Below are 13,219 nucleotides of genomic sequence, written 5' to 3' on the forward strand. Positions count from 1 at the left end.
CCAAGGGCACGGACGCGGTCGGGCTGGCCAAACCGGCCGCGAGCACCGCGACGACACCCCGTAAGAAGATGCTGGAGCTTGATGACCTGCACGTGTTCTACGGCGCCATCCAGGCGCTCAAGGGCGTGCACATCGAGGTGAACGAGGGCGAGATCGTGGCGCTGCTCGGCGCCAACGGCGCGGGCAAGACCACGACGCTGCGCACCATCTCGGGTCTGTTGACGCCGCGTGAGGGCGAGGTGCGCTGGCGCGGCGAGCGGATCGACGGGGTGCCGGCGCATCACGTGGTGGGGTTGGGGATCGGGCATTCTCCGGAGGGTCGCCGGGTGTTCCCGGCGATGACCGTCACGGAGAACCTGAACATGGGCGCGTACCGGTTCAAGTCGGTGCCCAGGGCCGAGTTGGACCGGGTGTTCGAGTTGTTCCCGCGGCTGGCCGAGCGGCGATCGCAGCTCGCGGGCACGTTGTCCGGTGGCGAGCAGCAGATGCTGGCGATCGGGCGGGCGTTGATGGGGCAGCCGAAGCTGCTGCTCCTGGACGAGCCGTCGATGGGTCTGGCGCCGCTGATCGTGGCGCAGATCTTCGAGATCATCCGGGAGATCAACGAGCAGGGCACCACGGTGTTGCTGGTCGAGCAGAACGCGGCGCAGGCGCTGCGGCTGGCGCACCGGGGCTATGCCCTGGAGACCGGTTCGGTGGTGTTGTCCGGTCCGGCCGAGCAGCTGTTGTCGGACCCGAAGGTACGCGAGGCGTATCTGGGCGAGGGCGCGTAGCGCCGCGGTGGCCGCGTGGTGGAGGGGGTCGGCCCCTTCACCGCGCGGCGCCGTTCGCCGGCGCGGCTCGGTCGGCCGCGTTTGGTCAGCCGCGTTTGATCATGCAGCTCAGGCGCGCGGTGCAGACCCGCTTGTCGTCCTCGTCGGTGATGACGATCTCGTAGGTGGCCAGGGTGCGGCCCAGGTGTACCGGGGTGGCCACGCCGGTGACCAGGCCCGTTTTGGCGGAGCGGTGGTGGGTGGCGTTGATCTCGATGCCCAGGGTGATCGCGTCGGGGCCGGCGTGCAGTGCGGAGCCGACGGAGCCGAGGGTTTCGGCGAGGACGCAGGAGGCGCCGCCGTGCAGGAGTCCGTACGGCTGGGTGTTGCCCTTGACCGGCATGGTGGCCACGACGCGTTGGGCGGTGGCCTCCACGAAGGTGATCCCCATCCGGTCGGACAGGGTCTCCTGGTTGCCGATGTTCATGAATGCCAGGACCTCGTCGAGGTTGGGCGCGGTGGTCTCGTCGGGCATGGGCCGGTCCTCCGGATACGTGGTTGTGTCGGCCTGACAGCCTAGGATCGCGGTCGTGGCAGCGACTCAGACCCCCCAGACCTCCGTTCCCGCCGGTTCCCGGCCGCGACTTCTGCTCCTCGACGGGCACTCGTTGGCGTATCGGGCGTTCTACGCGCTCAAGGAAGCGTCGATGAGTACCGCGACGGGCCAACCGACCCAGGCGGTCTACGGGTTCACGTCGATGTTGGTGAACGTGTTGCGGGACGAGGCGCCGACCCATCTGGGTGTGGCGTTCGATGTGTCCCGGCAGTCGTTTCGCACCGAGGAGTTCCCGGATTACAAGGCGAACCGGTCGGAGACTCCGGAGGAGTTCAAGGGCCAGGTCGAGCTGATCGTCGAGGAACTGACCGCGATGGGCGTGCCGACCATGCGGGTGGCGGGCTACGAGGCGGACGACGTGATCGCCACGCTGGCCACCCGGGCCGCGTCCGAGGGCTTCGAGGTGTTGATCCTCACCGGCGACCGGGACGCGTTGCAGTTGGTCACCTCGGACGTCACGGTGCTGTATCCGATGATGGGCGTGAGCAAGCTGCACCGGTTCACTCCGGAGGCGGTGGAGGAGAAGTACGGGCTGACGCCGGCGCAGTATCCCGACTTCGCGGCGTTGCGCGGCGACCCGAGCGACAACCTGCCGGGCATTCCGGGGGTGGGCGAGAAGACGGCCGCGAAGTGGATTCGCGAGTTCGGTTCGTTCGCCGAGCTGATGGAGCGCGCGGACGAGGTCAAGGGCAAGGCGGGGCAGAATCTGCGCGATCACCTGGACAACGTCAAGCTCAACCGGCGGTTGACCGAGCTGGTGCGCGAGGTCGAGCTGGAGGTGTCGCCGGCCGATCTGGAGCGCAAGCCGTTCGACCGGGCGGCGATCGAGGTGGTGCTGGACACGCTGGAGTTCCGCAACACCAACTTCCGGGACCGGTTGTGGGCGGTGGATCCGGGGCTGGTGCCGGAGGTGATCGAGGCCGAGCCGGGTTTCGAGCTGGACACCACGGTGGTGGAGCCGGGCGGGCTGACCGCGTGGCTGGAGGAGCACGCGGCGGGCACCGAGCGCACCGGGCTCGCGGTGGACGGCGCTTGGGGGCGCGGGACCGGCGAGGTCAAGGGGCTGGCGTTCGCCGCGGCGGACGGCGCGGCGGCGTTCGTGGACCCGTTGGGCATGGACGAGAACGACGACGCGGCGCTGGCGGCCTGGTTGGCGGATCCGCAGCGGACCAAGGCGGTGCACGACGCGAAGGGCCCGATCCTGGCGTTGGCCGCGCGCGGCTGGGCGTTGTGGGGGGTCACCAGCGATACCGCGCTGGGCGCGTATCTGGTGTTGCCCGGGCAGCGCTCGTTCGCGTTGGAGACGCTGGTCGAGCGCTTTTTGGGTCGTGAGCTGAAGGTGGACCAGAGCGGCGCGGGCGATGGGCAGCTCGCGTTGGACATGTCCGATCAGGACGAGGCGGAGCCGGGTGCGGCGCTGATGTTGGCGGCCCGCGCGGTGGTGGACCTGGCGGCGGCGCTGGATGTGGAGTTGGCCGCCAAGGGCGGTCTGGAGCTGCTCCAGGACATGGAGTTGCCGCTGCTGCCGGTGCTGGCGCGGATGGAGCAGTTGGGTATCGCGGCGGATCTGCCGTATCTGGAGTCGCTCCGGGAGCAGTTCGCGGCGGCGGTGAAGCAGGCCACGGACGAGGCGCACGCGGCGGTGGGGCACGAGTTCAACCTGGGTTCGCCCAAGCAGTTGCAGGAGATCCTGTTCAACGAGCTGGGCCTGCCCAAGACCAAGAAGATCAAGACCGGTTTCACCACCGACGCGGACGCGTTGACCTGGCTGGCGGGGCAGACCGACAACGAGTTGCCGGTGATCCTGTTGCGCCACCGCGATCAGACCCGGCTGCGCACCACGGTCGAGGGTCTGATCAAGACGGTCGCCGACGACGGGCGCATCCACACCACGTTCAATCAGACGGTGGCGGCCACGGGCCGGTTGTCCTCGCAGGATCCGAACCTGCAGAACATCCCGATCCGGACCGAGGAGGGGCGGCTGATCCGGCGCTCGTTCGTGGTCGGCGAGGGTTTCGAGGGCTTGTTGACGGCGGACTACAGCCAGATCGAGTTGCGGATCATGGCCCACCTGTCCCAGGACGTGGCGTTGATCGAGGCGTTCACGACGGGGGAGGACCTGCATTCGACGATGGCCGCGCAGGTCTTCTCGGTGGCTCCGGAGGCGGTGGATCACGCGCTGCGCAGCAAGATCAAGGCGATGTCGTACGGATTGGCGTACGGGCTCTCCGCGTTCGGTCTCTCGCAGCAGTTGGACATCGAGCCGGGTGAGGCGCGCGGGCTGATGGAGACGTACTTCGAGCGGTTCGGCGGGGTGCGCGACTATCTGCACAAGGTGGTCGAGGAGGCCCGGCAGACCGGGTACACCGAGACGGTGTTCGGTCGGCGGCGCTATCTGCCGGACCTGACCAGCGACAACCGCCAGCGTCGGGAGATGGCCGAGCGGATGGCGTTGAACGCGCCGATCCAGGGTTCGGCGGCGGACATCGTCAAGGTCGCGATGTTGGCGGTGGATCGGGCGATGCGGGAGGAGAAGCTGGCCTCGCGGATACTGCTCCAGGTTCACGACGAACTGGTCCTGGAGGTGGCGCCGGGCGAGCGGGAGCGGCTGGAGGTGCTGGTGCGTCGGGAGATGGCCGGCGCGTATCCGCTGCGCGCCCCGCTGGACGTGTCGGTCGGTTTCGGGGCGAACTGGGAGGACGCGGGTCACTGATCGTGAATGAGTGCGCCGTGGGGGTGGAGAGCCGGCCGTGGCCGGCATAGGTTCGCACGGGTCACCGGTGGTCGAGGACGACCGGTGTGAAGTCGAACTTGCGCACAGAGGGGGGAGCTTCGTGGAAGAGGCCGAGTCGGGGCCCGATCCGCAGAAGCCGGGTACGCCGGATGTGGACGCGGTGGAGGTGGTGGCGGAGCGCATATCCGCCACCGCTCCCGCGTCGGAGCCGGGTCCCGTGGCGCCGCCGGTATCGGGCGAGCCGGACGCTCCCGCCAAGCGCAGACGCATCCTGAACCCGTGGGTGGGCAGCGCGGCGGCGATCCTGGTGGTGCTGGCGTGCGGCGCGGCGGTGCAGTCCCCGTTCACCATGGTCACCGCGCACCGGGTGCCCACCTCGGATCTGCCGAGGTTGTCCGATCCGGCGCCGGAGAACGGCACTTCGGCCAACGGCGGCGGCCCGACCCACTTCGAAGCGCCGCCGCCGGTGCTGCCGGCGGCGCTGCCGGGCGCGCCCACCACGTCCGCGCCGCCCACCACCGCCGCGCCGGGGACGCCGACCGCCGCGGCCGGCACCCGCGGGACCACCGCGACCGGCACCGGCGGCATCCCGCAGACGGTGTTGCTGGCCTATCAACAGGCCGCGTCCAACCTGGCCCGGATGGATCCGGGGTGCAAACTGCCGTGGACGCTGCTCGCGGGCATCGGTCGGGTCGAGTCGGAGCACGCGTACGGCGGCAACGTGACCGTGGACGGTACGGCGGTCACCCCGATCCTGGGCCCGCGCCTGGACGGCGGTCCGTGGGCCCGGATCACCGACACCGACGGCGGCCGCTACGACTTCGACACCGAGTTCGACCGCGCGGTGGGCCCGATGCAGTTCATCCCCTCCACCTGGAAGGGCTGGGGGATGGACGGCAACCGGGACGGCCAGATCAACCCGCAGAACATCTTCGACGCGACGCTGACCGCGGGCCGCTACCTGTGCGCGGGCAACCGGGACCTGTCCACCGGGGCGGGTCTGAACGCGGCGATCCTGTCCTACAACCATTCGGACGAGTACGTCCGCAACGTGATGTCGTGGATGACGTACTACGCGACCGGGGCCCGGTCCGTTCCGGACGCCCGGCAGCCCCCCGCCAAGTCGACCCCGCCGCCGAAGCAGACCACCGACAAGCCGGCCACGGGCAAGCCCGCCACGAGCAAGCCGGCCACGGCCTCGGGTTCGCGTTCGGGGTCGCCGTCGAGCACGTCCACCGGCACCGGCGACCCGGCGAACGCCTCGGCCTCGACGTCGGCCTCGGGAGCCGCGGCCACGCCGTAGTCGGCCGGAATCCGATCCGCAAAAAACGGGAACCTGTTCTTGTTTCTTGCTACCGTGCCCCATCGTCGGCCGCCGGGACGGCGGCCGAGGCAGCAGGAAGGGTGGACCGCCGGATGCGTTCCTTCGCAGCGATCGTGGTCGGGGCGCTCCTGGCCGTGGGGGCCGCGTTCGCGCTGAACGCGTGCGTCGCCGCCGATCCCGCGCCGGTACACGAGCCGCTCCAAGTCACCAGCCCGCCCGCACGCCCCTGAGGCGTAGGGCCGGGCTAGCGGCGGCCCGAATCCGTACCCGGTTCCATCGGCAAGGGGTCCACCTCGATGCGTCGTAAGTCCAGTCTGATCCTGCTGGTCGCGGCAGTGTTCTGCGTGGCGCTGGCGCCGCTGCTGCGCGAGTTCGTCTTCCCGAAGATGGTGGCCCGGGCGCTGTCCGGCGAGGACGCCTACCGGGTGGTGGTCCTGGACGCGACCGACGCCACGCTCCTGGGTGCCCCCGAGGGGCCGGGCAAGGCCAGGATCACCGCGATCCAGACGATCCGCCCGGACGCCAAGGCTTCGAAGGACGGCACCGTCGTGTGGGACCTGAACCTGGCCGTCCTGGACAGCACCGGCAAGGTCGTCACCCAACTTCCCGAGCGCTACGCGTTCGAGGCGGCGGGCCAGATCCCCCGGAACTGCTGCGGCGAGTCGATCGACGGCGCGCCCGCCGCGCACACCGGGCTCGCCTACAAGTGGCCGTTCTTCACCGGCAAGCGCGACTACAACTACTACGACTCGCAGGCGCACAGCGCGAATGTGATCGCGTACAAGGGCACCGCGAAGCGGGACGGGCTTCAGACCTACCGCTTCGAGCAGGAGGTGCCGTGGATGAAGGTCCCGATGCCCAAGCAGCTCCCCGGCGGCCTGGACCCGATCGCGGTCGAGAAGCAGGGCATGCAGCTCTGGTACACCGCGACCCGCCGGATGTGGGTGGAGCCGGTCACCGGCATCCCGGTCTACCTGGAGGAGACCCGTACCGAGGAGCTGCGCACCTCCCCGCCCGCCGACGACCCCAACGCCCGGCCCGTGGTCACCAAGGTCTTCGAAGGCACCTTCAAGCCCCGCCCCGAGTGGTCCCAAAAGCTGATCGCCGACGCCAAGGACCAGAGCAAAAAGCTCCGCGCCGTCCACGACACCGTCCCCTTGGCCCTCCTGGTGACCGGCGTAGTCCTCTTCCTCATCGCGGTGGCCCTGCAATTCATCACCGACCGCAAATCCCGCCCGACCCCACCGCCCACCACCCCGAAAACCGCCGACACCCCGGACACCCCCACGCGCGTCAGCGCCCCCGACCCAGCCCACCCCCACTGATCGACGCGCGAAGCGCGGAGAGCGGCGGAGCCGCAGAACTTTGACTTCGTGCCCCGGAGCGAAGCGGAGGGACACGAAGTCACGAGCGAGGCGCCGCCTTTTTCTCGGAGGAGCGAAGCGGGGGAGAGAAAAAAGGCGGCGCCTCGCGAGCCGGCGACGAAGTCGCCCAACAAGCAGCAACGCCCCCGCCGCGACTCCGCCCGCCCGTCCGGCCCTGCTCACGACCCGCCCCGTGCCCCGACCCGCCCCGTGCCCCGACCCGCTCCGGGCCCCGCGCAGCTCCGTGCCCCGTGTTCCGCGCCGCTCCGGCCTCGTCCCCCCGCCGCTCCGGGCCCCGCGCCGCTCCGGCCCCGTGCCCCCCGCAGCTCCGGGCCCCGCGCCGGGCCCCCTCACCCCTTCCCGCACACAAAGATCGCCGTCCCCGGCAACAGCCGACCCCGCAGCGGGCTCCACCCGCCCCACACCGAGTCCAGGCCCTCCGGCCACTCCGGCTCCACGATGTCCGTCAGCCGGAACCCCGCACCGACCACCTCGCGCACCCGGTCACCGAGCGTGCGGTGTTGCTCGACGTAGGTCGCCCGCCCGGTGTGGTCCTGCTCGACGTACGGCGTCGTGTCGAAATACGACGTCACCGCGGTCAGCCCCTCGGGCCCCGGCTCGTCCGGGAACGCCCAACGCACCGGGTGGGTGATCGAGAAGACCCACCGCCCGCCCGGCCGCAACACCCGGAACACCTCGCGCATGATCCCCGCGCCGTCCGGACTGAACGGCAGCGCGCCGTACGCGGAGAACGCCAGGTCGAAGCTCTCGTTCGCGAACGGCAGACGCGCCGCGTCGGCCTGTACCACCGGTACCCGGGTGCCGTGCTCGACGTCGAGCCGGCGCGAGTGCTGGAGCTGGCGCAGCGACAGGTCCAGCGCGATCGGGAAGGCGCCACGCGCGAGCAGCCGGCGCGAACACTGCGCCGCGCCCGCGCCCACCTCCAGCACGCTGCGTCCTTCGACCGGCCCCAACAGCCCCGCCCGGTCCTCGTCCAGCCCCTCCGGGCACCACGTGAAACGCGCGTCGCCGAGGAAGTCGCCGTGCTCGACCTGATACTCGTCCGCGTTGGCGTCCCACCACTGCCGGCCCGCGCGCACGCTCTCCACCAGGCCGACCTTGCGCCGCACCGCGTCGTCGTCGGCGTCGTCGAGGTCGTCGGGGTCGACGAACCGGGCCGCCATCGCGTGCGGGTCGGGGGAGAGGGGGCGGTTCACGATGCTCCAGGGACTGCGGGCGGGCACGGACGCGCGTAGGGTACTCCCTCCGGGACGTCCCGGTTGACCCCATGCATCCCGTGCGCGTTGACCGCACCCGGTCGGCCCCGTATGCTGCAAGTTGCGCCGCGGGCCTGCGTGAACTCAGACGGAGCAGGTCGCGCTCACCTTTGTCGATCCCACGCCATCCTCTTGCATGGTCGCGGGCGTCGGGGGCGAAACCGGGTCCACAAGCGTGTTTGAAAACGACTTCTGTCCGTACCCGGAGCCCTTACCCACATGACGAGCAGCACCGAGGCCACGCCCAGCACCACCCCGCAGGTGGCGGTCAACGACATCGGCTCCGAGGAAGACTTCCTCGCAGCGATCGATGAGACGATCAAGTACTTCAACGACGGCGACATCGTGGATGGCGTGATCGTCAAGGTCGACCGGGACGAGGTCCTGCTCGACATCGGTTACAAGACCGAAGGCGTCATCCCGTCCCGCGAGCTTTCCATCAAGCACGACGTGGACCCCCACGAGGTCGTCACTGTCGGTGACCACATCGAGGCCTTGGTTCTCCAGAAGGAGGACAAGGAAGGCCGCCTGATCCTCTCGAAGAAGCGGGCTCAGTACGAGCGCGCTTGGGGCACCATCGAGAAGATCAAGGAAGAAGACGGCATCGTCACCGGTACCGTCATCGAGGTCGTCAAGGGTGGTCTCATCCTGGACATCGGCCTCCGCGGCTTCCTCCCGGCCTCGCTGGTCGAGATGCGTCGTGTGCGTGACCTCCAGCCGTACGTGGGCAAGGAGCTCGAAGCCAAGATCATCGAGCTGGACAAGAACCGCAACAACGTGGTCCTGTCCCGCCGTGCCTGGCTCGAGCAGACCCAGTCCGAGGTGCGCCAGACCTTCCTCACGACCCTGCAGAAGGGTCAGGTCCGCACGGGCGTCGTGTCCTCGATCGTCAACTTCGGTGCGTTCGTGGACCTCGGCGGCGTCGACGGTCTCGTGCACGTCTCCGAGCTGTCCTGGAAGCACATCGACCACCCGTCCGAGGTTGTCGAGGTCGGCCAGGAAGTCACCGTCGAGGTGCTCGACGTGGACATGGACCGCGAGCGCGTCTCCCTGTCGCTGAAGGCGACCCAGGAAGACCCGTGGCAGCAGTTCGCCCGGACGCACCAGATCGGCCAGGTCGTTCCCGGCAAGGTCACCAAGCTCGTTCCGTTCGGTGCGTTCGTCCGCGTGGACGAGGGGATCGAGGGTCTGGTCCACATCTCCGAGCTGGCCGAGCGCCACGTGGAGATCCCGGAGCAGGTCGTCCAGGTCGGCGACGAGATCTTCGTCAAGGTCATCGACATCGACCTCGAGCGTCGCCGCATCAGCCTCTCGCTGAAGCAGGCCAACGAGGCGTTCGGCGCGGACCCGGCCACGGCCGAGTTCGACCCGACCCTCTACGGCATGGCCGCGACCTACGACGACGCGGGCAACTACATCTACCCGGACGGCTTCGACCCGGAGACCAACGACTGGCTCGAGGGCTTCGACAAGCAGCGCGAGGAGTGGGAGAAGCAGTACGCCGACGCCCAGGCGCGCTTCGAGTCGCACCAGCAGCAGGTCGTCAAGGCCCGCGAGGCCGAGGCCGAGGCCGTGGCCGGCGAAGCCGCGGGCGCGTACTCCTCGGGCGGTGACGACGAGGTCGAGGCCGACACCACCGGCGGCGCCCTGGCGTCCGACGAGGCCCTCGCCGCGCTTCGCGAGAAGCTGGCGGGCGGCCAGAGCTGACCTCGGTCCGCTCGTGCCGGACGCGGTGTTCGAACCGAAGGGTTCGAGCCGAAGTGTTCGACTGATCCGCCGGTAGCGATACCGCCGGATGCGAAGGCCCCATCTCCCTTCGGGGAGGTGGGGCCTTTCGGCTTTTCCGGTGGGAGCGCGCGAACGGGACTAGGGTCGGGGACGGTCACACGGCAGCCGGGGGAGGGTGCGGGGGTGTACGTCTCGTCCGGACGTCCGGAGGCGGCGACCGAGGCGGCGACCGAGCCGCGGAGCGGGCGGGTCGGGTCCGCGGCCGGCGCGGTGGTCACCGGCAATGTGATCGCGCTCGGCATGGTCAGCCTGGTCACCGACGTCTCCTCGGAGATGGTCACCGCGGTGATGCCGGTCTACCTGGTCACCGGGCTGGGCCTGACGATGCTTCAGTTCGGCTTCCTGGACGGCCTGTACTCCGGCGTCACGGTCTTTCTGCGGCTGGTCGGCGGCCATCTCGCCGACCGCTTCGCCGCGCGCAAGCACGTGGCCGTGGTCGGCTACGGGATGTCGGCGGTGGCCAAGCTCGGTCTGCCGCTGGCCGGCGCCTCGGTGCCGGGCATCGGCGCGGTGCTGGCCGCCGATCGCGCGGGCAAGGGGCTGCGCACCGCGCCCCGGGACGCGCTCATCTCGCTCTCCAGCAGCCCGCAGGCGCAGGGCCGCGCGTTCGGCGTGCATCGCGCGCTGGACACCGCCGGGGCGTTCACCGGCCCGCTGGTGGCGTTCGCCATCCTGGCCGCGGTGGGCACGGCCTACGACGCGGTGTTCGTGGTGAGCTTCTGCGTGGGCCTGGTCGGCGTCGCGATGCTGGTGCTGTTCGTCCGCGACCATCGCGATCCGATCGAGCACAAGCCCGGTTGGCGGGACGGGATACGGCTGTTGCGGGATCGGCCCTATCGCCGGCTGTGCGTGGTCGCGGCGGCGCTGGGCCTGGTCACGGTCAGCGACGCGTTCGTCTATCTGCTGCTCCAGCACCGGTTGGAGATCGAGCCGCACTGGTTCCCGCTGCTCCCGCTGGGCACCGCCGGGGTCTATCTGGTGCTCGCGCTGCCGCTGGGCCGGCTCGCCGACCGGGTGGGTCGGCGGCGGGTGTTCCTGGCCGGGCACGGCGTGCTGTTGGCGGCCTACCTGCTGCTCGGCGGCCCGCTCGGCGGGGTCGGGCTGCTGATCGCGGTGCTCGCCCTGCACGGGGTGTTCTACGCGGCGACCGACGGCGTGCTCTCGGCGGCGGTGGGCGCGCGGTTGCCCGCGACGGGTCGCGCGGGCGGGCTGGCCGTGGTGCAGACGGGGCAGGCGATGGGCCGCTTCGCCTCGTCGATGATCTTCGGCGCGCTGTGGACGGCGTGGGGGCCGGCCGCCGCGATCCGTGTCCTCGCGATCGCGCTCGCGGTGGCGCTGTTCGGCTCGGCCCTGGCCCTCGCGGGTGGTCGGGTGCGCCGGGCCGGGCGCGCGGGACGGGCACGGGAGGTGTCCGATGTCCGTTGACGCACCGGTGAAACCGGCCGTCACCAAGGCGCGCGTGGTGATCTTCGGGTTGGTCCTGGTCCTGCTCGCGGGGATCGCGGTCGTCTACACGCTCTACGCGGTCCGGCGCGAGGACGAAAAGTTGCACGGCGGCTCCGGTACCGCGCCGGGCGGGCCGCCGTTGACCCTGGCCGGCGCGCCGAGGTTGCTGTTCCGCAGCACCGAGTCGGGTCCGGGGTACGGGCACCTGGCCACCGTCGCGGCGGCCGATCCCGGCGGGCCGCGCACGGTGGGCGAGCGCTCGTGCGACCGGGTCTACGCGGCCGGCGGCACCGCGGTGTGCCTGGTCGTCGAGGGCGGGATCACCAGGACCAATGTGGCCCTGGTGCTGGACGCGAACCTGCGCCAGGTGCGCCGGGTCGAGCTCGCGGGCACGCCCAACCGGGCGCGGGTGTCGGCATCGGGCCGGATGGCCTCGTGGACGGTGTTCGTGTACGGCGACTCGTACGCGTCGATGACCTTCTCCACCCGCACCTCGGTCCTGGACACTCACACGGGTGAACTCGCCGCCAACCTGGAGGACTTCACCACCACCCGGGACGGCAAGGAACTCACGTCGCCGGACCGCAACTTCTGGGGCGTCACCTTCACCGCCGACGACAACACGTTCTACGCCACGCTGTCCACGAACACCTCCGGCCGCACCTACCTGGTCCGCGGCGACCTGCGGGCGCGCACCATGACGGTGCTGCGGGAGAACGTCGAATGCCCGTCGTTGTCGCCGGACGGCACCCGCCTGGTGTTCAAGAAGAAGGTCTCGCAGAGCACGCGCAACCCGTGGCGACTGCACGTGCTCGACCTGGCGACGATGCGCGAGACGCCGCTCGCGGAGATCCGCAGCGTGGACGACCAGGCCGTGTGGCTGGACGAACGCACCATCGGCTACGGACTGCCGACCGGGTCGGCGGCGGCCGGCGACGTGTGGTCGGTGCCGGCCGACGGAAGCGGCGCGCCGGCGCGGATCGTGGCGGGCGCCTTCTCGCCGGCGCCGCTGAATTGACTTCTCCGGGGGCGCGTTGCGCGTATCGCTCCGGCGTCGCGCAGGCTGCGGGTCTGCCACAGTTCCGTCACGAAAGGCCCACCTCGTGGTGCGCCCGCCGCATGTTTGGCAGCGTCGGTGCGGGAGCGAGGAAGCGTGGGCCCGGCCGACGGGCGCCGCAACGGGTCGGCGAAGCGCCGGCGCCGGGTTCGCGTACCCTGACTCATTGGTGCCATGCGCCGGGCTCGTACGGATGTGGCCCGTGGGGCGGTCGGGAAGATCGCCGAAGCACGTAGGCCCCCGGACTTCGGGGCAGGGCGCCCATTCGACTTGCGGTAGGAATGAGGATATCGATGGCCTTTGGTGGAGCGTTCGCCACCGGGCAGGTAGTCAAGACGGTGGGCGCGTCCGACGTCGCCCTGTACCGCGGGGTGCGCGGGCGCACCGGGCACCCGGTGGTCCAGCGCACGAGCAAGGCGCTGTCCTTCGCCGGCGAGCACGCCGGTGTCTGGCTCGCCGCCGGTCTGGTCGGCGCCGCCGTGGACCGGGGCCGTCGGCCCGAGTGGCTGCGGGCCACCGCCACGGTCGCCGGCGCGCACGTGGCCAGCATGGTGGTCAAGCGCGTGGTGCGCCGACCCCGGCCGGCCATACCGGGCCTGGAGCCGACGGTGCGCACCGCGGGCCGACACAGCTTCCCGTCCTCGCACTCGGTGTCCTCCGCCGCCGCCGCCGTGGCGTTCCACGGCCTGTTGCCCACCGCCGTCACGGGTACGGCCGCCGCTGCGACGTGTTTCTCGCGGCTCGTCGTGGGCGTTCACTATCCGTCCGACGTGGCCGCGGGCGCGACCATGGGGCTCGCGGCAGGCGGCTTGGGCCGCGCCTGGGCTCGTCGCGCAGAGCGTCCGAAGGGGTTCTGAGGTC

Annotated in this window: 11 protein-coding genes; 9 read left to right on the forward strand and 2 right to left on the reverse strand. The window is 70.7% G+C overall.

The annotated features are described in order from the left end of the window. The first annotated feature begins 68 nt into the window (after positions 1–68). Complete coding sequence (locus ACIBSV_RS13905; RefSeq protein ID WP_395862796.1) at positions 69–773, forward strand: ABC transporter ATP-binding protein; 705 nt, start codon at positions 69–71, stop codon at positions 771–773. 85 nt (positions 774–858) lie between these two features. Here the strand turns inward: ACIBSV_RS13905 and ACIBSV_RS13910 are convergent, their stop codons facing one another. Further along, positions 859–1,287 carry a hotdog fold thioesterase gene (locus ACIBSV_RS13910; RefSeq protein ID WP_395862535.1) on the reverse strand — a complete coding sequence of 143 codons (429 nt, stop codon included), beginning with the start codon at positions 1,285–1,287 and terminating at the stop codon, positions 859–861. Positions 1,288–1,342: 55 nt separating this feature from the next. On the opposite strand from ACIBSV_RS13910, the gene polA reads away from it, so the two are divergent. The 4 genes from polA (at position 1,343) to ACIBSV_RS13930 (ending at position 6,751) form a co-directional block, all read left to right on the forward strand. Continuing rightward, positions 1,343–4,081 carry a DNA polymerase I gene (gene polA / locus ACIBSV_RS13915; RefSeq protein WP_395862536.1) on the forward strand — a complete coding sequence of 913 codons (2,739 nt, stop codon included), beginning with the start codon at positions 1,343–1,345 and terminating at the stop codon, positions 4,079–4,081. Between the two features lie 121 nt (positions 4,082–4,202). After that, a complete protein-coding gene (locus tag ACIBSV_RS13920; RefSeq protein WP_395862538.1) occupies positions 4,203–5,405 on the forward strand; it encodes a lytic transglycosylase domain-containing protein in 1,203 nt (400 codons plus the stop codon). 113 nt (positions 5,406–5,518) lie between these two features. Then, positions 5,519–5,656 carry a hypothetical protein gene (locus ACIBSV_RS13925; protein ID WP_395862540.1) on the forward strand — a complete coding sequence of 46 codons (138 nt, stop codon included), beginning with the start codon at positions 5,519–5,521 and terminating at the stop codon, positions 5,654–5,656. A gap of 66 nt (positions 5,657–5,722) precedes the next feature. Continuing rightward, entirely contained in the window at positions 5,723–6,751 is a 1,029-nt protein-coding gene (locus ACIBSV_RS13930; RefSeq protein WP_395862541.1) for a DUF3068 domain-containing protein, read from the forward strand. Between the two features lie 389 nt (positions 6,752–7,140). Here the strand turns inward: ACIBSV_RS13930 and ACIBSV_RS13935 are convergent, their stop codons facing one another. Beyond that, positions 7,141–7,974, reverse strand: a complete 834-nt coding sequence (locus ACIBSV_RS13935) for a class I SAM-dependent methyltransferase (RefSeq protein WP_395862798.1) — start codon at positions 7,972–7,974, stop codon at positions 7,141–7,143. Between the two features lie 312 nt (positions 7,975–8,286). On the opposite strand from ACIBSV_RS13935, the gene rpsA reads away from it, so the two are divergent. The 4 genes from rpsA (at position 8,287) to ACIBSV_RS13955 (ending at position 13,215) form a co-directional block, all read left to right on the forward strand. Continuing rightward, positions 8,287–9,774 (forward strand): 30S ribosomal protein S1, encoded by a 1,488-nt coding sequence (rpsA, locus tag ACIBSV_RS13940; RefSeq protein WP_078977653.1) that lies wholly within the window; start codon positions 8,287–8,289, stop codon positions 9,772–9,774. 204 nt (positions 9,775–9,978) lie between these two features. After that, on the forward strand, positions 9,979–11,280 hold the full coding sequence (locus ACIBSV_RS13945) for an MFS transporter (protein ID WP_395862543.1): 1,302 nt from the start codon (positions 9,979–9,981) through the stop codon (positions 11,278–11,280). Then, entirely contained in the window at positions 11,270–12,319 is a 1,050-nt protein-coding gene (locus ACIBSV_RS13950; RefSeq protein ID WP_395862545.1) for a hypothetical protein, read from the forward strand. Before ACIBSV_RS13945 ends, ACIBSV_RS13950 begins: the two co-directional genes overlap by 11 nt. Positions 12,320–12,651: 332 nt before the next feature. After that, positions 12,652–13,215: a phosphatase PAP2 family protein gene (locus ACIBSV_RS13955; RefSeq protein WP_395862547.1), complete on the forward strand. Its 564-nt coding sequence runs from the start codon at positions 12,652–12,654 to the stop codon at positions 13,213–13,215. Positions 13,216–13,219 lie beyond the last annotated feature (4 nt).

The organism is Embleya sp. NPDC050154 (assembly GCF_044460165.1).
Classification (GTDB): domain Bacteria; phylum Actinomycetota; class Actinomycetes; order Streptomycetales; family Streptomycetaceae; genus Embleya.